A 24,199-nucleotide genomic window follows, 5' to 3' on the forward strand; every position below is an offset into this window, starting at 1 on the left:
GGCTCAATCTCATGACGTGTCTGGTAGTCAACTTGGTCTTTGAGCGTTTATATTTTTTGTCGAGTCGCGACGATTTGCTATCAATGTAGTGCAAGCGTATGTCCTATCGTATTTTTTATGGCGTCTTTTCGACTATACGAGCTTGTTCCTATCAGGTCAATTCTACTATTCAGTTGACTACCAATAACTTAGCTACCCGTCACTATTGTGCAACATGATTGTGTGATTCTAGAGAACCGAATGAGACGTTGACTATATTCAAATACAACTATACATCAGCGATTTGGTATAATGTGTTGTGACAGTAAGCTCGCATTCATAACTAATATGCTCAAAATAGTCACTTTTGAGAGCGCACTGTCAGCTCATCTATTAATGATAAAATAATGATATTCACAAGGTTTGTTCTATGTCCGCTGATAGCCAATCACTCATCACGCAAGAATCATACGCTATTTGCTTATCAACGGACTTGTCCGATGCCGTACAACGAGAAATGACTCCTCTATTAGATTTATTGCCAGCCAGTCATAGTATCGCAGATCACTCTAAAAGCGATGTGGATAGTGCGCTACCTTTGTTAGATATCAGAGGCTTTGTTGATGGTCGCGGTCTTGCATGCCCGATGCCTTTATTGAAAACTAAAGTCGCACTACGTAATGTGGCAATCGGTGAGTCACTATATATCGTCGCAACGGATCCCAACTCACAAGCTGATATCACAGCGTTTTGCCGACAAAGCCAGCAAGTACAATCATCTGATGACCTGAAACTGATGGTCAATGACGTTACGGATTTGACAGGTGATAGCACATCATTACAGCGTTTCGCTACAATATATCACTTCATCATTACCAAAACTGATAGCAACTAAACGCTGCTGTCCTTTACAATTACAACTATAGAGATTTTTATCTGACTGTTTGCTTAACTATTTAACCAAGGTCAAGAATATGGCTACTACTACTTCTGATGCTGCAAATGCGAATAAAAAAGACGGCTCAGCTCCTATAAAAAACGATGCGCGCGATGCTGCACTAAAGGCAGCTGCACAGCGTCCTCCTTATGATGCCAGTACGTTAGGTGATATGAATACACGTGATTTGGTGCCTGCGATGCCAACTCACTTGTCAGCGCCAGGTGTGAATTTGGGTGCTTATATCAATACTGTGCATCAAATTCCTATCTTGACCCCTGTCCAAGAACAAGAACTCGCCCATCGCTATTATGATGAAGGTGATGTCGAGGCAGCGCGTCTACTGGTGATGTCGCATCTGCGTTTTGTGATTCATATTGCGCGCAGCTATTCAGGTTATGGCTTACCACAAGCTGATTTGATCCAAGAAGGTAACTTGGGACTGATGAAAGCGGTCAAACGTTTTGATCCTAATAAAGGCGTGCGTCTGGTTTCTTTCGCGGTACATTGGATCAAAGCTGAGATTCATGAATTTGTGATCCGCAACTGGCGTATTGTAAAAGTCGCGACGACCAAAGCCCATCGTAAATTGTTCTTTAATTTACGTAGCCTAAAAAAGACCAACAACCAGCTGACACTAGAAGAAGCAGACGCAATCGCTAATGACTTAAATGTCACGCGCAAGCAAGTGCTAGAGATGGAGTCACGTCTTACCTCTTACGATGCTTCATTTGAAGCGCAGTCAAGTGACGATGATGATGGTCGTTACGCACCGCAGCTGTTTTTGGAAGATGGTATCGATCCTGCCGAACAGCTAGAAGAAGAAGACTGGGAAGAAAACAACTCGTCAGCACTAATCGCTGCTATGGGTACATTGGATGACCGCTCACGTGATATCGTTGAACAGCGCTGGCTCTCTGAGCAAAAATCCACGCTCCATGAGCTGGCAGCGGTCTACTCTATCTCAGCTGAGCGTGTGCGTCAGATTGAAAAGAATGCGATGGACAAAATCCGCGATGCTATGACTATCGATAGTGTTATCCTACCAGATGATATTCAATAGTCTTATGATCCTAAGAGTTATGCCATGTTGAACTGGATTGGTATTGCAGCGATTAATATGGCCGTCGCTGTTGCTTTGGGTGCGTTTGGCGCTCACGGCTTAAAAAACATAGCCAGCTCGCAACAGCTTGAATGGTGGCATACGGCCACGCTATATTTGTTTGTACATGCGCTTGGACTATTATTAGTTGGCCTGCTGATACGCTTGAGATATATCACTCAGGCAACGGCTTGGTTGCTACAGGGTGGTGTTATCATCTTTGCTGGTAGCCTATATGCTATGACCCTTGGTGCGCCACTTTGGTTTGGCGCGATCACGCCTATTGGCGGAATACTTATGATAGCTGGCTGGTTATGGCTTGCAGTCTCTGCGTTTCGATCAAATGATGTGGCGCGCTAATCTACGGTTCGTCTTCAGTTCGTCGTCTATACAATAGATTTTGCCGATACTATGAGCAACTATCCAGACAGTCGCTCGTCAATCGCAGAGATAGAGTGACACAAAAGGAATCTTAAATCATTAGGGAGCATTTAATATGAGCACCATTACTGTTAATGGTAGAAGTCTACAAACCACTCATCAGACTGTACAACTGGTCGTCAATGAACTTGGGCTTAGTCAAGGGCGTTACGCCGTCGAAGTTGATGGCGATTTGATACCAAAAAGCGAGCTTGCCCAACTACACATCGTAGAAGGAATGAATATCGAAGTAGTGCAAGCTGTTGGCGGTGGTTAGAAAGTTTTTGTACTATGGTTTACTGTCATCCTTCGACAACTCTAAAACCTTAACACCTTAACACCTTAACACCAGTACTAAAAAAGACCCCAACGTATCAAACGTTTGAGGTCTTTTTTCTTTGTTAAATCATTGGTTGTTGATTTTTCATTAAGTTGCTACTTAACTGGCTCGCTACTTAATGGAACAGCTGTTTATCGTACTTCTTATTTTATTTTCCTAATTTATTATATTTTAGTCTTACGAAGCTGTAGTAGAACTATTCGCTACTCAACTAACCCTACTTATTAGTAGACTAGGCAGCTGGTACTGCTTCAGCTGGACTGATGTCTTGATAACGTCCATCTCGTCCGGCACCCTGAGTCTTTTTGCGCTCTTGACGGGTCTTATACTTGCGTACTTGTCTATCAAGTTTGTCTGCCATCTCGTTAATGGCTTTATACATATCATCTTCTAATGCTTGGACGAACATTTCTTGACCTGAGACGCGCATAATTGCTTCAGCTTTATGGCTCTTTTTACCACCATCACTTGCGCCGCTATTGTCTAGCGATAATATCACCTTAATACTCTGTATCTGATCAAAGTGTCGCTCTACTTTTTCAAGCTTTTCGCGAACTGCTGTGTCCATAGCTTCGGTAACACTGATATGATGACCACTGATAGAAACATTCATATTATTGTCCTTTTAGTTGTAACTTACATTCAACAGATGAGGTCGCATTCCTGCTCTTTTCACCTTGCCTTACCAATTACTATACTAGTGTCTCTAGTAAAATATCGACGTATCCTTTTATCGTCTCCTTTATTAGTTATAAATAAATACTATGCTTCGACACTTAGGTTTCGTTGTTGGTATGACTCTAATTTGTCATGAAAACCGGATAGTAGCAAGTCACTAAATTGTAATTAAGTGTAACAATACCTGTTGTTTCTATCATGTTTCTATATAATCAAAAAATTTTATTTTTAAACTATGGTCAATTAAATAATCTAACGCTACTATTAAAGGTTGCGTACCACTTATCTCGTCTACTACTATCCTAAAACTCTATATTTAAATAATAGCTAAATTTATGATGATAATGACGTCTATCCGACTTGCTCTCATTTTTACTGCTCTAATAATCTCGTTCACCATGACTGGCTGCAGTGATAACCAATCGTCTACTAGTGATGAGAAACCTGCTATGAAAGAAGTCGAGCAAGTAAATGAAAAACTCAATATTGCTTGGGCTGAAATGGTAAGCGAAAATCAAAATAGAATGGCGTTAGTCCCTGAGTTACTAGCTGTTGTCAAAAAGCCTTATGATGAGGAGCAAAGCGCATTTAAACAACTACAAGAGGCACGAGCAGAAGTAGGTAAATTGCAGTTGAGTGTAGAGACATTTAATGACACTCAAGAATTGGTAAAATATCAACAGGCACAAACCAACCTGAGTAGTTCGTTAGCAACTGTTATAGAAATCTCAAATCGATATCCTGCTCTTAGTTCTGATGCTGTGTTTCAAGATTTATTGGCAACTATAGACGCTCAAGAACAGAAGATAGCTTTAGCGCGTACACTCTACGAACAACGAAAAGTCGAATATAGGTCTTTATTTGTACATTATCAACGCTTACAAGATGTAGCAGGTAATATTCCCAAAATCATACGGAACCATACTCATAACGATGAGTCGACCTTCACTCAAGTCACCGCTAAAAAATCAGCTTTAGATCGCTTCGATATTAATTTGGAACCACCTACAAGCTTGGAAAAAGCAGAACCTTATCTAAACGCTCAAACAGAGATGGGTATTGCTTTGTCTAGACTGATGGAGCTCTCACAGCATTATATCGAACTACAATCTAATGCAGAGTTTGTGAGGCTACAATCAACATTGGAAGAAATCGATGATCGAATGATAGCGGCACGCAATATTTACGAGGAAGAAGCCAAAAAGCTATAGGAGTTGATGACTGGACTAGCTTGTAAGACTCAGAAAACCAAACAGGCTTAACTGAGTCTTTGGGGATTTTTTTAATATTTTTGCTTACGCTGAGTAGACGAACCTATATTCATCGCCTCGCGATATTTGGCGACGGTTCTTCTGGCAATATCAATACCGTCGGCTAGCAGCTCATCTTTGAGTCGACTGTCTGATAGTGGTTTTTTGGGGTCCTCGTTGGCGATAAGTTTTTTGATCATAGCACTGATAGCCGTTGATGAAATGTCTCCATCGGTACTACTCACATGTGATGAAAAAAAATGCTTTAACGAAAACAGCCCTTGCGGTGTCAAGATGGTCTTGCTTGTTGTGAGGCGTGAAACGGTAGACTCATGTAGGTCCACCTCTTCTGCAATAACCTTTAAGATAAGAGGCTGCATGGCAGTTGCACCATGCTGCAAGAACTCTTGTTGATAGCGTACGATGCTGGTCGCTACTTTTAGCAGGTTTTGGTTACGCTCCTCGATACTGCGTATAAATAATCGCGCATCGGTCAGGTTTTCACGTAGATATTGATTGTCAGGACTGTCATCACCGCGTTTGACTAGATTGGCATACTCTTGGTTGACTCGTAGCTTGGGTAACGTGTCAGGATTTAGGCGTACGTGCCAGCCATCTTCTAGGGCTTCAGAGTTGGTAGTCGCTTTACGACTTCTTATAGGGGTGACCAGTACATCTGGAATATCATAACTATCAGATTGCTGGGTATAGTCCGGCTGACTAATCTGAAACAGTAATCCTGGTGAAGGGTTTAAAGTACGTAGCAAAGTTATGGCAGGTGTGATTTTTTCAGGTGCAAGTCCTGTCAGTTCAGTAAGTGCTTTGATATTATTACTCACCAAGTGCTCGCCTGCGGTGAGTAGTGCTTTTGCTTCTGTAAGATGTTCGGTGCGCGCATCTAGCTTGGACAGCTGAATGGCTAAGCATTCACTTAAGTGACGCGCCCCAACGCCAATAGGATCGCAAGACTGGATAATATGTAATACCGCCATGACTTCATCGTGCTCAACCCGTTCATCCCATTGATAGAAGTTTGCCATGGTATCGAAGCTTTGTAATAACTCATCGACATCTATCCGAATAAACCCCATGTCATCCATAGAATCCATCAGATACTCTGCAATCAGCGTATCCACTTCTGACAAGCGCTTAAAGTTAAGCTGCCAACGTACGTGATCCTGAATAGTAGAGGAGGTACCGCCTTGATAGCTGTCAAAGTCTTCATCGCTTCTACTGCTGCCTGATCCTGTTTGGGCAGAGGCATAGTTATCTCTATCAAAGCTGCTGTCGCTATCCATCGCACCATCATCGATACTCGGTTGCTGTAACTTGTCTAAGCTATCAGTGGCATCGTCGCTGTTATACTCTGTATTGCTCTCAGACCCTGTCTTTGATGAGTCACTACCTTGATTCCAACTATCGAGTGTTAAGGGCTCGCTTAACTCATCTACCCTATCGTCGTGGCTATTTTCGTACTCTTCGTCATCTTCAATACGTTCAAGCAGCGGATTACTATCCAGCTTGGCCTGAACCTCTTGTGCAAGTTCAAGACTAGAGAGCTGCAACAGTTTAATAGCCTGCTGCATTTGCGGCGTTAGTTTTTGTGAGTTACTCAGCGTGGTCGCCAATCCGAACGACATACTCATGGGCGGCTTATTAAACTCCAGTCTTGGTGATTTTATATTTATTGTGCCAATCGAGGCTGTGTCATAACCTTATTAGGACATGACGATAGCATTTTTTGCCACAATTTTGCTATGATAATTTATATTCTACTCAGATACGTCTGAAATATTTTTTATATAAACTTATCATTTTGGCATCAATAACCATTCAATAATTATGAATGGTCTGTTCAGGAACCTTCAAAATTTATAATAAATAAAAGGCAATGAGCGACCATCAAAACTCAGCAGTTACGGAGAACACCGTTATGAATGACACAATAGACAACCCTCAATTTAGCATAGCTGCTATCCAAATGAACAGTCAGCAAAATATCGAGAGCAATTTAGCAGATATCCAATCTGCCATCATTGATGCCAAATCCCAAGGCGCTGAGCTCGTTGTTATACCTGAGAACTGCTGTAGTATGGGGCAGCAATTTGCGACTGCAGAACGTTTTGACGCGCTTTCAGCGACGATGGCTGATTATGCTCGCACTCATGGTATTTACCTACTTGCAGGCTCATTGCCTTGTCCTTATCGTCCTGATGGTGCTGTAGTCCCTGACGGTAGATTGCGTCAAGTCAGTCAGTTGTTTGCACCGGACGGTACGCGGGTAGCACGCTACGACAAAATCCATCTATTTACTGCAACTGTCGCTGATAAGCAAGGCAGCTATAACGAAGCAGCAACGTTTGAGCCAGGTACTCAGACGATAGTCGCTCCTTTGGAGTCAGGCAGTTCTGTCTATCAGCTGGGCATGATGGTGTGCTTTGATTTGCGCTTTCCTGCATTGGCGCAGCGTTTGCGCCAAGCAGGTGCCGACATACTGAGTGCCCCGTCTGCCTTTACTTATTTGACTGGGCAAGCGCATTGGTCGCTGCTGTTACAGGCACGTGCTCTAGACAGCCAATGTATGGTGATCGGCGCCGCACAAGGTGGTGACCATAGGTACAAAGATGGTAATGCTCGCCAGACATGGGGGCATACCGCCATTACTGCGTTTGATGGACGTGTCATTAACAGCCATGACAGTAGTGAGCTGACTTCCTCTACCGCATCTGAAACAAATAAAGGCTATGCTGTCGTCATGGCCTCGCTCGACAAGCAAGCTCAAGTACAAGGGCAACAAAAGCTACCAATCTTTGATTGTCATCGTTTAGCATAAACAAAACTGCTATATCGCTAGGTTTGCTACTAGGTAGGATTGCTCTCATTCTGAGCATGGGTTGCGCGCGGGTGGGCACGGTCATAGACTTGGGTTAGCTTGGCAAAATCAACATGAGTATAGATCTGAGTGGTACTAATATCACTGTGTCCCAGCATCTCCTGCACGGCGCGCAAGTCGCCACTGCCTGACAGCATGTGTGAAGCAAAACAATGACGTAATAGATGCGGATACATGTTTTGGGCGATGCCTGCACGTGTCGCCGCAACTTTTAAGCGCTGTTGTACAGCACGTGTGGATAGCCGAGTACCGAGCTTTTCGCTGATAAACAAAGCATTATCCATTTGCTCGACCCATAGATTGCGATGTGGTAGATAGCGTCCAATCGCTTCTGCTGCCTTTGCACCTAGCGGCACTAGACGTGTCTTATTGCCTTTACCTGTGACTCGAACGCGCAAATCAGACAAGTCAACATCCACGATATCCAGTGCAACCAACTCGCCGACACGTAGACCACTACTATAGAGCAATTCAAACATCGCTTTATCTCGTAGCCATAAGCGCGCCTGCTCTGGTATATCGGGAACCTCTTGATCAAGCAGCTGGGCTAATAGATCCACATCAGCAATAGATGGTAGTGGTCTAGGGCTACGTTTAAGCTGATAGCCTGTGGCTGGATTGATACGTGCTAAGCCCTCTTCTATCAACCACCCATAAAAATGCCGAATCGCTGACAGCTCTTGCTGCACGCTAGCAAGCGCAAGTTTGTCTTCATCGAGGCGCTGACTGATATGCTGAGCCAATTGACGCTTATCACAGCGTGTCCATGTCAAACGCTTGCCACGTAAGAATAGTGCCAACTGGTTTAAGCCCGCAAAATAGGCCGTGAGCGTATGCGGTGAGTGATTACGTATAGATAGGGTATTGAGCCAGCGGTGCACAGGGACCAGTAGCTCTCGTAATATCGAATCTGACTCTATACTGGCCGCCAGCTCATCTGACAGCCAAGGCATAGAAGGAATAGCCTGCATCGCTTGACTGTCTTTATTGGACATAACCATATCAAAAGCCCCTGTGCCGTTTATATCATTTGCCCGACATTTATATCATTTTCCTGATGATAGGCAGCAGTCTTTAGACGTTATCAGCCTTCGGAATTTGGCTTGATACCTGCTTGCGCCATCAATCCATCTGGACTAAATACCCCCTCATAAACAAAAGCAGTCGGACCCGTCATCATGACGGAGTAGCCGGGTTGCCATTTGATAATCATGCTACCACCATAGAGCTGTGCACGGACTTCTTCACCTTCATCGAGCCAGCCTTCGCGTATACCAACTGCTACTGCTGCACAGGCACCAGTACCGCAAGCTTGAGTCTCACCCACGCCGCGCTCATACACACGCAGACGAATATGACGCTGATTCATCACCTGCATAAAGCCTACATTGACGCGGTCTGGGAAAGCAGGATGAGATTCGATTGCCTTACCTAACGTTTCAACTTCAGCATCGAGTACGTCGTCAACCTTGATGACGGCATGAGGGTTACCCATGTTGGCAACGTATAGCTGCACAGGCGTACCATTTACATCAAGGTGATAGGTGTTTTGAATTTTGGTCGTGGCTCTTGGGCTAAAAGGAATCTCGTTTGGTTCAAACCGAGGTTTACCCATATCCACCTCTACCCAGCCAAACCGATCCGTGGTCAAAGAGATAATACCACTGGCTGTCTCCACACGTAGACGCTGCTTAAAAGATAACTTACGGGCCTGCACAAAACGGGCAAAACAGCGCGCGCCATTGCCGCATTGCTCAACCTCGGTGCCATCAGTATTAAAAATACGATAGCTAAAATCAACATCAGGACGCATCGGTGGCTCGACCACCAGCAATTGATCGAAACCGATACCCAAATGGCGATCTCCCAATAACGCTACCAAATCCTTAGTCAACTCCAGACGCTGGGTCACCAAATCGATAACCATGAAATCATTGCCCAGCCCATGCATTTTAGTAAACTCTATTAGCATATCCTTGATGTCCTATCCTATTTTTATGTATGGCTTATATTAGCACGCTGCCAGATACAATCATAATTATCACCGCGCTCAAATACTAACTTATCGTTATGACTAAAAATTGTTTTGGTTACTTAGGGTTTGCCATAAAAAACCCACCATTATCATCATGGTGGGTTTTCTTTATTACTCAAAAACAGTTTCAGTTTTACAGTTTCAGTTTTGCGGTTTTATTTATCCTGCCATAACATTTCATCAGCATATAACGCTTCGACCGTTTCGCGCTTACGGATCAGTTGATGGCTATCACCTGACACCATGACTTCGCTAGCACGCGGACGCGAATTATAATTGCTGCTCATTGTAAAGCCATAGGCACCCGCACCTGTCACGGCCAAGACATCATTGGTGCTTAATGACAACAAACGGTCTTTTGCCAAGAAATCACCTGTCTCACAAATCGCCCCAACGATATCCCACGGCTGCGTACCTTCCGTATCGATACCGTTGCTTGGGAGTGTGCTTGGGATCACGGCCATCTCAGCTTGATATAAAGCAGGACGAATCAAATCATTCATGGCAGCATCAACGATCGCAAAGTTCTTGTGCTCCGTTGGCTTAAGCACATCAACTTGCGTCAATAGCACGCCAGCATTGGCCACAATACTACGACCTGGCTCAAAAAATACAGTTAACCCAAGCTCGCTAAGTTTTGGCAATAAGGCTTCGGCGAATTCATCGATAGATACTGGTGTCTCATCAATATAACGTACGCCCAGACCGCCGCCTAGATCAATATGACGTAGCGTAATACCACTATCGCGCAAGCTATGTATCAGCTCAATGATTTTGTCTAATGCCGCGACAAACGGCTCCACTTCTGTCAGCTGTGAGCCAATATGGCAGTCGATACCAACGATATCGATATGCGATAGATTTGCCGCTTGCTGATAGACGGCTAGTGCATCTTCATGAGTGATGCCGAACTTATTGTCTTTGAGGCCGGTTGAAATATAGGGGTGTGTTTTGGCATCGACATTTGGGTTAACACGTAATGAGATTGGCGCCTGTTTATCAAGTGACTGTGCGACCTCGTTGATGAGGGTCAACTCACTGATAGACTCGACGTTAAAGCAGCCAATACCTTGGGTCAGTGCATACTCAATATCGCTATACGTTTTGCCAACACCCGAAAACACAACGCGTGATGCGGCGCCACCTGCTGCCAGCACACGCATCAGCTCGCCACGAGAGACGATATCAAACCCAGCACCTGCCTGTGCCAACACACCAAGTACAGCAAGGTTAGAATTTGCTTTTACGGCGTAGCATACCTGATGATCAATACTGGCAAAACTGTCGGTATACGCCTGATAGACGTCGAGTATCGCCTGCTTTGAATAGACATAGCATGGCGTACCATATTGTTTTGCTAGCTCATCGACACTGACCTGCTCCATATATAGCGCATCAGCGCGATAGCTCAGTGCAGGCAAATGAGCACTCAAGGCTTTGGGGTCGATATATAACCCTTGCTCAGTTTGGATAGTGACCGATTCGCCAGTTGCAGAGTCGGTCAAGTCAGCAGGTATTTCAGAATGACTCATATAAACATCTCTAATATAATCAGGGTAACAGGGGTAACATAAATTTTGGGTAGCGAGCACGACCTAATGATTAGGCATCAGCAGTCATTAGACTTTGATAGCCAGACGCTAATAATCATTAGGGTCCGTACTTGGTTCAGGTAGTAATTGCTGCTCATCTAGATAGTCGTTTTTTTGATAGGTATCATCATCGATGCCCGCAAAGGCGGCATCTTGTGGGTTACTTGTACTATTGAGTACAGATGAGCTGCCTTCGACTGTTTGGCTACTGGACTCCGCTAAATACAAGTCGCCTTTTTGTCCGCAGCCTGATACACCTACCATGACGGCGCTGCCGATAATGAAAGTAGCAATGGCACGGCGACTGGTAAGCAGATATGAGGTGTGCTCAGTGTTTGAGGGGCGAGATGTAATAGACATAAAGCGTATAACCTATGAGCGTGCAGTGGTGTAAGTGCGATAAAAAATCATAATGGACAGACAGTCAAATAGGCAGCTAAAAAACTGCCAATGCGATCATTTCAATCATAGCATTATTACACAAAGCTGTACGTATACTGAACATGAATGGCTAATAAATTTGCTGTGTATTGAGCGTTACTTTGAAACTATTGTCAGACATTGCTGACGATACTGATTGGTAATGACCATGCAAAAACATGCTTTATCGCAATTTAGACAATGCTTCTGACAACATTTGATACTTCCTTATTGTTTATGCTGCCAACAATACTTTTCTAAAACAATTGGATACTCATGGCTATCGCACTTAAGTACGACTCATAAATATAGTTATGTCAACGTTATGGTAGCCTACTGTGCAGCACTCTTAAGCCACACCATCATCGAGGTATAGGTACAAAAATATGTTACATTGTAGCGCGACCTTGGCACTATGATGAGTGGCTATGATGATTTGCCGCCTAAGGCTGTTTTATAAAAAATAGAATCATTGGTCTAAACTAATATAAGTATCATGCAAATCGGTAGCATGTTTGTTTAATGTATTTATTATAAAAACGATACGATATCGACCTGACTATTTAGTAGTATTAATGCTGTATTGCCATAAGCGTCTATTTATATCGCGTTATATTACGCTTGCGATGTGATGACGCGCCACCTAATAAACACCAACCTGAGGATAGAGCATGAGCGACAACCTAACCACCACTTTTGATGACAAGAACACTGAAACATCAACCCTGACGAGCCCCACATTGGTTTTGAACTGCGGCTCGTCTTCCATCAAATACGCGTTGATTAGTGATGACAACTCTACTCGTATCACAGGTCTGGCCGAAAACTTAGGGCTTGATACTGCTCGCATCAAACACACTACCCTAGATGGTGACAAGCTCGAGATATCTATTCCTGGCGGTCGACACAAACTGGCACTACAAAAAATCCTTGAGCTGCTAGAGCAATATCATTTTATCGCTGTCGGTCACCGCGTGGTACATGGCGGGCGAGAGTACTCAGAAGCGGTACGCGTTGATACTCATGCGTTAGAAGAAGTTAAGCGACTTAAAGCGTTGGCACCCCTACACAACCCTGCCAATGCCCTGGGAATTGAAGCAGTTCAAGCTATCTATCCTGATATTCCGCAAGTGGTCGTATTCGATACCGCCTTTCATCAGACCATGCCGCCAGTCGCGTTTCGCTATGCATTACCAAAATATCTATACGAAGAGCATAGAATTCGTCGCTACGGCTTTCATGGGACGTCGCACGCTTACGTATCAGAACGCACCAGCCAAATTACTGAGTCTACAGGGCCACATGGCTGGCTAACGGCGCACTTAGGCAATGGGTGTTCCGCCGCTGCTGTATATGACGGCAAGAGCCTCGATACCAGCATGGGACTGACGCCGCTTGAGGGGCTCATGATGGGTACTCGTAGCGGCGACGTCGACCCAAGCCTGCATATGCATCTAAAGCGCCAGCTGGGTATGAGCCTAGAAGAAACAGATAAAATGTTGAACAGCGACAGTGGTTTACTTGGTATCTCAGGTCTGTCCAATGATCTGCGTACTATCGAACAAGCAGCCAGTGAAGGTCATGAAGACGCACAGCTTGCTATCGAGATGTTCTGTTACCGCGCAGGTAAGTATCTCGCCAGTCTCAGCTGTGCGCTACCTGAATTTACCGGTATTGTCTTTACTGGTGGTATCGGTGAAAACTCAGACATTACACGTACCAAAATCTTGGCAGTGATGCGTCATTTCGGTATAAAAATAGACGCTGATAAAAACGCAAAATTGATACGCGGTAAAGAAGGCAGTTTTCATGCCGAGGATAGTAGCGTCGAGCTATGGGTCGTACCAACCGATGAAGAGTATCGTATCGCTCAAGAGACTCGTCAAGCACTAAACCTTGGCTAGATTGGGCAGTATTGAGCAATGATTACTTGGCATTCATTATAAGAATATAAAATAAACCATAGGATTTATTATGCAAACTATTTTACTTGTTCCCATTAGCCGCGGTATTGGCGTGACATCAGCCGCTCTTGGTTTGATTCGTGCTTTTGATTATAACGGCATCAAGGCCGGCTTTATGAAGCCATTCTTGCAAGATGACACGCTTGATAAACAGCATAGTCTAGATAGCTCAAACGCTCTAACCATGCATGCGTTTGGTCTAAAACCGCCCAAATCGATCAGCCGTCAGCACGTTGAGCGTATGCTAGGTGATGACAATTTAGATGACTTGATGGAAGAGGTAATCGCCAATTACCACACCATGGATAGTGGGCATGATGTGGTCATTTGCGAAGGACTTGTGCCTACCACTGAGACGTCTTACGCTTCTCAAATAAACCGTGCGCTTGCTCATGCTTTAGATGCCAAAATCATCTTTGTTGGTACAGCAGATATCAGTAAACCTGCTTATCTAGCGGACAAACTCGACGTCCATGCCCGTGAGTTTGGCGGTGTCATCGATACCCGTACGCTGGGTGTGATATTGATGCGCGTACAAGACGTGCCCAATACTTTTGATAACCAACCAGTTGCCCCTGGTGAAGCAGTTGTTAGTTTAGACCCAACCTTTTTGCAAGAAGTGCAGCGCTTGTCGCCATCGTTCAATACTGAAGCGTTCCGTCTTATCGGTGTGGTGCCGTTTAGCGATTCACTGTCAGTACCGCGTACGTGGGATATCGCGACAGAGCTGGATGCAACGTGGCTGAATGTCGGTGAAGCAAAGACTCGTCGTATCAACCGTATCAGCTTGACCGCACGCTCAGTGGCCCGAGTCAATGAAGTCTTTAAGCGTGGCACACTAATGGTCGTCCCTGGTGATCGTGATGACTTATTATTGGCGGCGGGCTTGGCTTGTATTAATGGAATACCGCTTGCAGGACTGGTGCTGACTGGTGGTATCACGCCAGGCAAAACCGTGGCTGAGCTATGGCAGTCAGCACTCAAAACAGGCATCCCTGTTATGAGTGTCGAGACCGACAGCTATGAGACGGTACAGAGTCTGATGCATATGAGCTCCGAGATTCCAAGCGATGATACCGAGCGTGCAGAAGAAGTCGCTCGTTACGTGGCGGCGCACTTAGATCTAAGCTGGATCAAAGAATACTTCAGCCGTAATCACGAACCGCGCCTCTCGCCATCAGCGTTTCGTCATCAGCTGGTCAAAAAATCACAACAGGCCAAAAAACGCATCGTCCTACCAGAAGGGTCTGAACCACGTACCGTTGAGGCAGCCTGTATCTGCCAAAGCCGCGGTATCGCCAACTGCGTTCTACTTGCCAAGCGTAGCGATGTCGAACAAGTCGCCAAAAACCGTGATTTGACGTTACCAGAAGGGCTAGAAATCATCGATCCTGATAGCGTTGATATGAGCAAATATATCAGCGCAGTAGTAGAACGCCGCAAAGGCAAAACCAATGAAGATGTCGCTGCTGAATATCTAAAAGACACCGTATATCTTGGTACCATGATGCTGCAACTGGATGAAGTTGATGGTTTGGTTTCAGGTGCTATTCATACCACAGCCAACACGGTACGCCCAGCGTTTCAGTTGATCAAGACCGCACCGCAATACTCTTTAGTATCGTCTGTGTTCTTCATGCTGTTGCCTGAGCAAGTGGTGGTCTATGGTGACTGTGCCATTAACCCTGACCCCAACGCTGAAGAGCTGGCAGAGATTGCTATCCAATCAGCACAGTCAGCTGCCGCATTTGGTATCGATCCAAAAGTGGCGATGATCAGCTATTCTACTGGCTCATCAGGCGCTGGCGCGGATGTCGAAAAAGTCGCACGTGCCACCCAAATCGTTCGTGAGCGCGCACCGAACCTAAAAGTCGATGGTCCACTACAGTATGATGCCGCCTCGGTCATGAGCGTGGGTAAACAAAAAGCACCTGACTCGCCTGTTGCCGGTCAAGCCAATGTCTTTATCTTCCCTGATCTCAATACAGGTAACACCACCTACAAGGCCGTACAGCGCAGTGCTAATGTCGTCAGTGTCGGCCCTATGCTCCAAGGGCTCAATAAACCGGTCAATGACTTGTCTCGCGGTGCGCTCGTTGATGATATCGTCTATACCATCGCGCTGACGGCGATCCAAGCACATAGCGACTTGATTTAATTGCTATAGGTCTTGCTAGTTATCCTCTTATATAATGCCGACTATCGCCATGATAGTCGGTTTTTTATTGTCGTTTTACTGGTGATGCGGTGACAGACAGTTGCTATGTGGACAGACAGTGGTGACAGATGCTCACCTGCCCTCTACAATGGTTCTATCACTTACTCACGACTGCCATACTCTGATAGCTCATGTACTATCACTACAATAAGCGCTTAACCCTTTATAACTATGACTAATACCACAAGCAACCAGCAAAACACACTCACCTCACCCCTACCTGCTATCCGCGCGTATCTTGGTGGCTCATTTGATCCGGTACATAATGGACATCTACAAGTGGCTATGTCTGTCTATCAGCATCTACTACCCATTGCCGTACAACAACAGCGCGCCTTGCACGTCTACCTACTACCCAATGCACGCTCACCATTTAAAACGCAAAGCACTGACCCTAACCACCGCTTAGCCATGTTGAATCTTGCGGTGCAGGATACACCAATACAAATCAACGAGCTGGAGCTATGGCAAACGCCACCTGTCTATACTATAGACAGCGTACGCACACTTAGGCAGCAATACCCTAACGACAACTTGATATTTATTATGGGTATGGATAGCGCGCATAGCTTGGACAAATGGAAAGATGGTTTACGACTCACTGACTATGTCAATCTGTGGGTGTTCAATCGTGCAAGCCACGATAATATAAATGATGGGGTTTCTGACAGTGTGTCGCTACTTGCAGATACAACGACTGCTCAAGATATCTCTACTCTAAAGTCGCAACTGCCAGTGTTATTGCAACCCCGTATCACGGACTCACCTATGACACTATTAGCTCCAAGTTCCAAATGCTTGAAAGACAGCACTCACTTAAATAACTCTGATCCAAATAGCTCTGACTTGAAAAACGCCAATCAAGGACGCATTTATATAGATACGCGGCCCATTACTGCCGTATCCAGCACTCAGATACGTGAGCAACTACAAGAACTGGCGCACAAAACAAATAAAATACCTGTCGCTGACAGGCAAATCGCATCTATAGCATCAATAAATGCTATCATTAGCAATACTGAATTCAATCCATTAGCTAAATGGCTAAATCCTGCTGTTTATCACTATATTATCGCCCATCAGCTATATTCTGCTGCTCAATTCCGTTAAAATCGCCTTATCTATGTCATTTTTCCTATCCTGTTTTTATGCATGACTGACAATATGTGATCAGTCGACTCAGACAAATTGACGTTTTACCCCTTTATTTTTAATATTTACGATTCAAGAGATTAAAGTTTATGACCAAAACCATGACTGAAGAACGCCTAGAAGAATGTTTGACCATAGTACAAAGCGCTCTAGATGATATGAAAGCAAAGAACATCACTGTAATGAATGTAGAAGACTTGACCGACGTCACCGAACGTATCGTCATCGCTGATGGTACCTCAAAACGTCATGTCCGTGCGATGGCGGATAGCGTTGGCGCCGAAGCCAAGCAATCAGGCTTTATGCCGCTTGGCCGTGAAGGCGGTATCGACTCTGACTGGACACTGATCGATTTGGGCGCAGTTGTCGTTCATATCATGACCCCGCAAGCGCGTGAGTTCTATGACCTAGAAGGTTTATGGTCATCACCTGACCAGTTGGCTGAGCTGGTTGCTACGCCGCGTGAAAAGAAAACTGCTGGTCGTCGCAACAAGAACAAATAAGGTCATTGATTACAATGATCGCATCATCCTAAAAGCATGAGAGCAAAAAGACCAGAATCATTATTCTGGTCTTTTTTTGTGCTTATATTTGAGCATATATGTCATGATAAATACCCATTAAAATGGCTAATAATGCGATAGCTTGCTATGATAATCTTTTCCTTTTTTGCCCAATTTTTGTTTTGTCTATGACGCTTTTATTAAGGATTGCTAATGTCTGCTGACCACAGCTCAAACCCTAAGATTAACCTACCCTTGCATGTGGCAAACTTAGTATGTGTCCGCGCGGGAAAAGCCATGCCATTCACTCGCGAAGAAATGAGTGCCATTGATAAAGCACCAATTAAAACGCCTGTCGCTGTCAACTTTATGGGATTGACCACCGATGAGCAAGCCGACCGTAAGCATCATGGTGGCCCACTCAAAGCCGTGCATCAATTGCCAACGGCAACTTATGAGAAAATCAATGCAGAGTTTGACCTAAAAGTACGTGTCGGGACACTCGGTGAAAACCTTACCACTGAAGCCGTTAATGGCTTGCCTGAGATGGATGAGTCTAACGTCTGTATTGGTGATGTTTATCAGTATGGCGGGCAGTATAGTGAAGACAATATAAACGGTGAAGATAGCGTGCAACTGCGTATCGTGCAACCGCGCCGCCCGTGCTACAAAATCAACGACCAAATCGGCCAATTTACCAAAGTGCCGAATATCGCGGCATGGGTCAGCAAGCAAGGTATCTCTGGCTGGTATTTTCAAGTGGTGCGTGATGGCATGATTGACGCTGACTTGCCAGTGTATCTCGTAGAACGTCCTTATCCGTTTGCCACGCTAGAGACACTTTGGCAACTGGCAAACTCCAAAGAGAAGTTTGACGCTGAGGTCATTGAGCCATGGCTGGCGATTGACTGTTTAGAGGAGAGTTGGAAAAAGGTTCTGGCTAAAAAAACCCAACAGGATCGCAAAAGCATCACCTAACGAAAACCTTTAGTATGACTTTCCTATTTATAAGAGATGGCCAGTACCCTGCGTAATGGCGTCACAAGGTTTTTCATGCCCCAGCCAAATTCTACAATAAGAACGACTCTCTCCTTTATTTTGCATCTCAAAGGAGACAGCCATGAGTGAACCAACAGAAAGCATCAGTTATCTACAGGCGATAGCCATCAGTGTGGGCGCCATTATCGGTTGGGGTGCTTATGTGATGCCAGGCGATTTATTTTTGCCCCAGTCGCAGCTACTAGGCTCTTCTGTTGCCATTATTATCGGTACTTTGGCAATCTATATGGTAGCGCGTGCTTACATCAATTTGCTGACCCAAACACCAGAAAACGAGTCAGGCGGTATCTATTGGATTGAAAAGTATATCAATAGAAAGCACGCCTATATTTATGGTTGGGGCGTCACAATAGGTTATATCTCCATTATCGCGCTCAATATATCAGCTGTCGCTTTACTGTTGCGATATCTGTTGCCTAGCGGCTTACAATTAGGTTACCTGTATACGATTGCTGGTTGGGAAGTCTACGCCAGTGAAGTATTCTTGTGCAGCGCAGCTATTATTTTGTTCAGCTATATCAATTTAAAGGGCGTACGAGTCGGCGCAAAAATCCAGCTATACATCGCTTTATTTATGATTTTGTCAGTGACGGCATTGTTTTTTGCCTCGCTCTGGATGACGCCTGCTACTCAAGCATTTTTGCCCATTGATATGTCTAGCAGCTCTATTACTAGTTTGGCATGGCTACCTATATTAGCCGTAATGCCATGGGCGTATGTCGGTTTTGAGACCACACCGCAAATCTCAAAAGCCATCAGTGACTCAAAAACCAAGACCAAAAGTATCATCCTAATTTCACTCATCGCAGGCGTGTTGTTTTATTTTTTGATCAACTACTTTACTGCGCTAAACATGAGCTTTGACTACCAAGCTATCAAAGACAGCAATTGGGCGACAGGTGAAGGCATAGACAATCGCATCGGTAGCATCGGCATCTGGCTGCTATCGATAGCGATGATTGGTTCGATAATGAGCGGTATCAATGGCTTTATATTGTCATCTGTTAAGCTTTTAGAGTCTATGAGCGACACTGCGCTATTGCCTAGCGTTTTTACGGATAAAAACAATCACTTTAGTAAGCAAAAAACCGTGATATTGATATGTTTCGTATGTCTGCTTTCTCCCTGGCTCGGTAGAAACTACCTACTCGATATCGTGACCATGGCATCTTTGGGTATTACAGTGGGCTTTGCTTATGTCACGACCGCTGATCTCATCAATGAGCGAAAAAAGAAACAAGCAGGTCTACTGAACTATCTTTCTGTAGTGATTAGTGTGGTCTTTATATCGCTACTACTGCTACCATTTTCACCAGCAGCGCTGTCATTCAATGCTTATGTCTTGCTCGGACTTTTTGTTGTCCTAGGCATAATAGGGTATCGAAAAATAATGCCTGTGCAAACCATAGCACCGTAGCGCATAATATCAGCACATAACCTTCCGCTATATAGAGCAATTTATGGCAAAAAGTATGACCTCTTTAGCATTGGCATCAGTATTAGTATCATGCTTCACGCTGCCTTTGATTGGCTGCGTGACGGCGACTGCACCAGTCGCAACAACCAACAGCTACAGCGTCGACAGCGATACTTATCAAGCGACAGGCAAAAGCCAGCGTGTAAAGACCATCGTCCTGCACTATACGGTCTCAGATAATGAGCGCTCGATAAAGACATTGACGACGGGCAAGGTCAGCGCGCACTATCTAATCCTAGACAGTGATGATGATAAAATTTATAACCTCGTACCCGAATCTGAGCGCGCGTGGCATGCAGGCGACGGTGGCTTTTCAGGACGTACCATCCTCAACGATACCTCTATCGGTATCGAGATTGTCAATGCAGGGATAAAGCCTGAATATCGAGACGCGCTAAAAAATGGCGATATGGATTACCATCCTTATGAGCATTATGTGACGTTTGATGAGTTGCAGATTAAGAAAGTCGCGGAGCTAGTACAAGATATCACCGCTAGATATGATATATCACCAAAGAATATCATCGGTCACTCGGATATGGCACCCTCGCGCAAGATCGACCCCGGAGCAAGATTCCCGTGGGAGCGACTGTATTTCGATTACGGTATCGGCGCTTGGTATGATGAAGCGGACAAGCAAGACATTATGAATCGGCGTACCTTGGTCGCGCCAAGCGTGCAAGAGATCAAGCAAGCCTTTCGCAAGTATGGTTATCAAATCAACGATACTGATACGTGGGACAAACCCAGCCGTGATGTGATCTATGCGTTTCAACTGCACTTTAGACCGCAGCAGCCAACCGGTAATATGGATACAGAGACCTATGCGATACTACAGGCGCTCAATATGAAGTATGCTGGTCGGGATGACTTCTATTAAGATTAGGTATTAGCCATTAACAACTATCTATCTATTTATTTATCTACGCATAACAACAATGAAAAAGGAAATATGATGAGCACCCTATTTAGTGTCAATTTGAATAAACTCGCCTTAATCAGAAACTCTCGCGGCACGGATTATCCCAATCTGCTGCACTTTGTGAAGAAACTCATAGATCTGGGTGTCAAAGGCTTTACCGTGCATCCGCGACCTGATGAGCGTCATATCAGATACCAAGATGTCTATGATATCAGTGCATTCTTAAAAGACTATCCAGAGATTGAGTTCAATATCGAAGGTAATCCAAACGAGCAGTTTTTAAAGATTATTCGTGAGGTAAAACCGCATCAATGTACGCTCGTGCCAGACAGTGACGATCAGCTGACCTCGGATCATGGCTTTGACATCATCACACATCATGAGTTTTTATCAACATTGAGCAAAGAGCTGCAAGCCTTTGGTACGCGCTGTGCGGTGTTCATTGACCCTGATATCGAGCAAATCAAAGCGGTCATCGACAGTGATGTACAGACGATCGAGATGTATACCGAAGAATGGGCGCGCGCCTACAGTAATGGTAAGAGCGATGACAATATTGATTTCGATGAGGTGAAGCAACGCTTTAGCGACTGTATCAACCTAGCCAATCAAAACGGTATCCGCGTCAATGCGGGTCATGATTTGAATTTGGATAATTTAGCTGATCTACTCGCGCTTAGTGATATCGCTGAAGTATCGATTGGTCATGCCTTTACGATTGAGTCGCTAGAGCAAGGCATGGATAATGTGGTGCGTCAGTATTTAGACATCTGTGCTTAACCCGTATTGATAAGCAAATCGTTTGGTTCTGTCAGCAGTCCCAATGTTTGTACGTTAAACAGATCCTAAGCAGACACTAATAATATAAAAAAAGGAATTTTTATGTATCAAGCCTTTCAACAACATCTACAACAAGAAATCGGCGATATCCGCGCAGCAGGCCTGTATAAATCCGAGCGCGTTATTACCTCTCCGCAAGATGCGCTCATCACCATCGCCGACGGCCGTGAGATGCTTAACTTCTGTGCCAATAATTATCTTGGATTGTCTGACCATCCTGAAATTAAAAAGGCGGCTACTGTGGCCATTTAAGACTCAGGTTATGGCATGTCATCGGTACGTTTTATTTGTGGTACGCAAGATTTACATAAGCAATTAGAGGCGGCGATTTCTAAGTTTTTTAATACCGAAGATACGATTCTTTATGCAGCCTGTTTCGACGCCAATGGCGGTGTCTTTGAACCACTGCTGACCGCAGATGATGCCATTATTTCTGATTCGTTAAACCATGCCTCAATCATCGATGGTGTGCGTCTGTGTAAAGCTGCGCGTTATCGCTACGCCAATGCGGATATGCAAGACTTAGAGACTCAGCTGCAAGCAGCACAAGCACAGCGTTTTCGCTTAATTGTCACCGATGCTGTGTTTTCAATGGATGGTAATGTGGCGCCGATGGATGAGATTTATGCGCTCGCACAAAAATACGATGCCATGGTCATGATCGACGAGTGTCATTCAGCAGGCGTCGTCGGTCGCACGGGTGGCGGCGTGACTGAATTGTTTGATTTACGCGGTGATATCGAGCTGATCACAGGTACTTTAGGCAAGGCATTTGGCGGGGCGATTGGCGGCTTTACGACGGGTAAAAAAGAGATGATTGAGATGCTGCGTCAACGCTCACGCCCGTATCTGTTTTCAAACTCCATTCCGCCCATGATAGCTGCCGCTGGGTTAAAAGCGTTTGAGATGCTAGCAGAAGACAATACCCTACAAGACAAACTGCATGAAAATACCGCTTATTTTGTCAAGAAAATGCAAGATGCAGGCTTCGATATCAAGCCCACCGAATCGGCAATCTGTGCAGTGATGCTGTATGACGCTACTGTCTCGCAACAAATGGCAGAGGCGCTACTTGAAGAAGGTATTTATGTGATTGGTTTCTTCTACCCTGTCGTCCCCAAAGACGAGGCTCGCATTCGCGTCCAGCTCTCCGCCGCCCATACTCGCGAGCAGCTCGACCAGTGTATCGCCGCCTTTATCAAAGTCGCCAAGCAAATGGAAGTGATTGCTTAGGTGTTTGATAATTCATAGGTAGGCACTACTTATAGCCAAAATAAGAGAAAATTATGAAAGCACTGGTTAAAACGCATGCCGAAAAAGGCATCTGGATGCAAGACGTGCCAGAACCGACGGTCGGCATCAATGATGTCAAAATAAAAATTAAAAAAACCGCTATCTGTGGGACAGATTTGCACATTTACAAGTGGGATGAGTGGTCACAAAACACCATCAAGACGCCAATGATTATCGGACATGAATACGTTGGTGTCATTAGTGAAATGGGCGATGGTGTCAAGCATTTTGCAGTGGGCGACCGCGTTACAGGCGAAGGTCATATCGCTTGCGGGCATTGCCGTAATTGCCGCCGAGGTAAGCTCCATGTGTGCGAAAACACGATAGGCGTGGGCGTGAATCGCGATGGCGCGATGGCCGAATATTTGGTGATACCTGCCGATAATGTCATCAAACTCGATGAGCGTATCAGCGATGAGATGGCCGCCATTATGGACCCGTTTGGTAATGCCACGCATACTGCCCTATCCTTTCCTGTCCTTGGTGAGGATGTGCTAATCACGGGTGCGGGACTGATTGGTTCTATGGCAACAGCGATTTGCCGATTTGCCGGAGCGCGTAATATTGTGGTCAGTGATATCAGCGATTATCGCTTAGAGCTTGCCAAAAAGATGGGCGCGACGATGACCATCAACCCAGCCAAAGGTGAAACTATCGAAGGCGCTATCGATACGTTAAAAATGCACGGATTTGATATTGGGCTTGAGATGTCAGGCTCGCCTCAGGCTTTTGATTCAATGATTAGTAATATGTATAACGGCTCTAAAATCTCTCTTTTGGGCATTTTGCCTAACACCACTACGGTGGATTGGAGCAAGATTATTTTTAAGGCGCTAACCCTAAAAGGTATTTATGGGCGTGAGATGTGGGAGACGTGGTATCAGATGGAGCAAATGCTGATTAGCGGTATTGATCTGTCGCCTATCATTACCCATCGCATGCACATTGATGACTTCCAAGAAGGCTTTGATATCATGGAAAGTGGGCAATGCGGTAAGGTGATTTTAAGCTGGGATTGATTTTGTTGATTATTGGTTAAATTTTAAATGTTCACGACTCAAAAAACGGCGCTGATTTTAGTGCCGTTTTTTTTGGATATTAAAAAGCGATAAGATTCATGAGTTG

General features: G+C 44.9%; 23 protein-coding genes. 17 read left to right on the plus strand and 6 right to left on the minus strand.

The genetic code is table 11. The annotated features are described in order from the left end of the window. Positions 1-409: 409 nt before the first annotated feature. The 4 genes from NJD71_RS06855 (at position 410) to thiS (ending at position 2,715) form a co-directional block, all read left to right on the plus strand. Positions 410-874 carry a sulfurtransferase TusA family protein gene (locus tag NJD71_RS06855; RefSeq protein ID WP_319051192.1) on the plus strand — a complete coding sequence of 155 codons (465 nt, stop codon included), beginning with the start codon at positions 410-412 and terminating at the stop codon, positions 872-874. Between the two features lie 214 nt (positions 875-1,088). After that, positions 1,089-1,979 carry an RNA polymerase sigma factor RpoH gene (rpoH, locus tag NJD71_RS06860; protein ID WP_319051242.1) on the plus strand — a complete coding sequence of 297 codons (891 nt, stop codon included), beginning with the start codon at positions 1,089-1,091 and terminating at the stop codon, positions 1,977-1,979. Positions 1,980-2,003: 24 nt separating this feature from the next. Next, entirely contained in the window at positions 2,004-2,378 is a 375-nt protein-coding gene (locus NJD71_RS06865) for a DUF423 domain-containing protein (protein WP_319051193.1), read from the plus strand. A 136-nt stretch (positions 2,379-2,514) separates the two neighbouring features. Further along, entirely contained in the window at positions 2,515-2,715 is a 201-nt protein-coding gene (gene thiS / locus NJD71_RS06870) for a sulfur carrier protein ThiS (RefSeq protein WP_319051194.1), read from the plus strand. A gap of 295 nt (positions 2,716-3,010) precedes the next feature. Here the strand turns inward: thiS and hpf are convergent, their stop codons facing one another. Then, the gene (gene hpf / locus NJD71_RS06875) at positions 3,011-3,391 is read right to left on the minus strand and encodes a ribosome hibernation-promoting factor, HPF/YfiA family (RefSeq protein WP_319051195.1); all 381 of its coding nucleotides are present in this window, start codon (positions 3,389-3,391) and stop codon (positions 3,011-3,013) included. A gap of 514 nt (positions 3,392-3,905) precedes the next feature. On the opposite strand from hpf, the gene NJD71_RS06880 reads away from it, so the two are divergent. After that, a complete protein-coding gene (locus NJD71_RS06880; RefSeq protein ID WP_319051196.1) occupies positions 3,906-4,667 on the plus strand; it encodes a LemA family protein in 762 nt (253 codons plus the stop codon). A gap of 71 nt (positions 4,668-4,738) precedes the next feature. Here the strand turns inward: NJD71_RS06880 and NJD71_RS06885 are convergent, their stop codons facing one another. After that, a complete protein-coding gene (locus NJD71_RS06885) occupies positions 4,739-6,352 on the minus strand; it encodes an RNA polymerase factor sigma-54 (protein WP_319051197.1) in 1,614 nt (537 codons plus the stop codon). 287 nt (positions 6,353-6,639) lie between these two features. On the opposite strand from NJD71_RS06885, the gene NJD71_RS06890 reads away from it, so the two are divergent. Further along, positions 6,640-7,539: a nitrilase-related carbon-nitrogen hydrolase gene (locus tag NJD71_RS06890; protein ID WP_319051198.1), complete on the plus strand. Its 900-nt coding sequence runs from the start codon at positions 6,640-6,642 to the stop codon at positions 7,537-7,539. A 29-nt stretch (positions 7,540-7,568) separates the two neighbouring features. On the opposite strand, the gene NJD71_RS06895 is transcribed toward NJD71_RS06890, so the two are convergent. From NJD71_RS06895 to lptM, 4 genes are all read right to left on the minus strand, one after another. Further along, positions 7,569-8,600: a tyrosine recombinase XerC gene (locus NJD71_RS06895; protein ID WP_319051199.1), complete on the minus strand. Its 1,032-nt coding sequence runs from the start codon at positions 8,598-8,600 to the stop codon at positions 7,569-7,571. Positions 8,601-8,683: 83 nt separating this feature from the next. Continuing rightward, on the minus strand, positions 8,684-9,571 hold the full coding sequence (gene dapF, locus NJD71_RS06900) for a diaminopimelate epimerase (protein WP_319051200.1): 888 nt from the start codon (positions 9,569-9,571) through the stop codon (positions 8,684-8,686). Positions 9,572-9,789: 218 nt separating this feature from the next. Continuing rightward, a complete protein-coding gene (lysA, locus tag NJD71_RS06905; protein WP_319051243.1) occupies positions 9,790-11,019 on the minus strand; it encodes a diaminopimelate decarboxylase in 1,230 nt (409 codons plus the stop codon). Positions 11,020-11,274: 255 nt separating this feature from the next. Continuing rightward, complete coding sequence (gene lptM, locus NJD71_RS06910; protein ID WP_319051201.1) at positions 11,275-11,586, minus strand: LPS translocon maturation chaperone LptM; 312 nt, start codon at positions 11,584-11,586, stop codon at positions 11,275-11,277. Positions 11,587-12,317: 731 nt separating this feature from the next. Here lptM and NJD71_RS06915 point away from each other — a divergent pair. The 11 genes from NJD71_RS06915 to tdh all read left to right on the plus strand — a co-directional run bounded on the left by NJD71_RS06915 (position 12,318) and on the right by tdh (position 24,093). Next, positions 12,318-13,550, plus strand: a complete 1,233-nt coding sequence (locus tag NJD71_RS06915; RefSeq protein WP_319051202.1) for an acetate/propionate family kinase — start codon at positions 12,318-12,320, stop codon at positions 13,548-13,550. 70 nt (positions 13,551-13,620) lie between these two features. After that, positions 13,621-15,768, plus strand: a complete 2,148-nt coding sequence (gene pta / locus NJD71_RS06920) for a phosphate acetyltransferase (RefSeq protein ID WP_319051203.1) — start codon at positions 13,621-13,623, stop codon at positions 15,766-15,768. 231 nt (positions 15,769-15,999) lie between these two features. Then, positions 16,000-16,938, plus strand: coding sequence for a nicotinate-nicotinamide nucleotide adenylyltransferase (locus tag NJD71_RS06925; protein WP_319051204.1), 939 nt, complete (start codon positions 16,000-16,002; stop codon positions 16,936-16,938). 131 nt (positions 16,939-17,069) lie between these two features. After that, positions 17,070-17,483, plus strand: a complete 414-nt coding sequence (gene rsfS / locus NJD71_RS06930) for a ribosome silencing factor (RefSeq protein WP_319051206.1) — start codon at positions 17,070-17,072, stop codon at positions 17,481-17,483. Between the two features lie 213 nt (positions 17,484-17,696). Continuing rightward, positions 17,697-18,461, plus strand: coding sequence for an MOSC domain-containing protein (locus NJD71_RS06935; RefSeq protein ID WP_319051207.1), 765 nt, complete (start codon positions 17,697-17,699; stop codon positions 18,459-18,461). Between the two features lie 142 nt (positions 18,462-18,603). Beyond that, a complete protein-coding gene (locus NJD71_RS06940) occupies positions 18,604-19,959 on the plus strand; it encodes an APC family permease (protein WP_319051208.1) in 1,356 nt (451 codons plus the stop codon). Positions 19,960-20,002: 43 nt separating this feature from the next. Continuing rightward, entirely contained in the window at positions 20,003-20,899 is an 897-nt protein-coding gene (locus NJD71_RS06945) for an N-acetylmuramoyl-L-alanine amidase (protein WP_319051209.1), read from the plus strand. A 75-nt stretch (positions 20,900-20,974) separates the two neighbouring features. Further along, positions 20,975-21,721 (plus strand): pyridoxine 5'-phosphate synthase, encoded by a 747-nt coding sequence (locus NJD71_RS06950; RefSeq protein WP_319051210.1) that lies wholly within the window; start codon positions 20,975-20,977, stop codon positions 21,719-21,721. 102 nt (positions 21,722-21,823) lie between these two features. Next, on the plus strand, positions 21,824-22,033 hold the full coding sequence (locus NJD71_RS06955; RefSeq protein ID WP_319051211.1) for a hypothetical protein: 210 nt from the start codon (positions 21,824-21,826) through the stop codon (positions 22,031-22,033). 15 nt (positions 22,034-22,048) lie between these two features. After that, positions 22,049-23,014: a glycine C-acetyltransferase gene (kbl, locus tag NJD71_RS06960; RefSeq protein ID WP_319051212.1), complete on the plus strand. Its 966-nt coding sequence runs from the start codon at positions 22,049-22,051 to the stop codon at positions 23,012-23,014. 53 nt (positions 23,015-23,067) lie between these two features. Next, the gene (gene tdh / locus NJD71_RS06965; protein WP_319051213.1) at positions 23,068-24,093 is read left to right on the plus strand and encodes an L-threonine 3-dehydrogenase; all 1,026 of its coding nucleotides are present in this window, start codon (positions 23,068-23,070) and stop codon (positions 24,091-24,093) included. The last annotated feature ends 106 nt before the right edge of the window (positions 24,094-24,199 follow it).

It is taken from the genome of Psychrobacter sp. PP-21, from assembly GCF_033790785.1.
Classification (GTDB): domain Bacteria; phylum Pseudomonadota; class Gammaproteobacteria; order Pseudomonadales; family Moraxellaceae; genus Psychrobacter.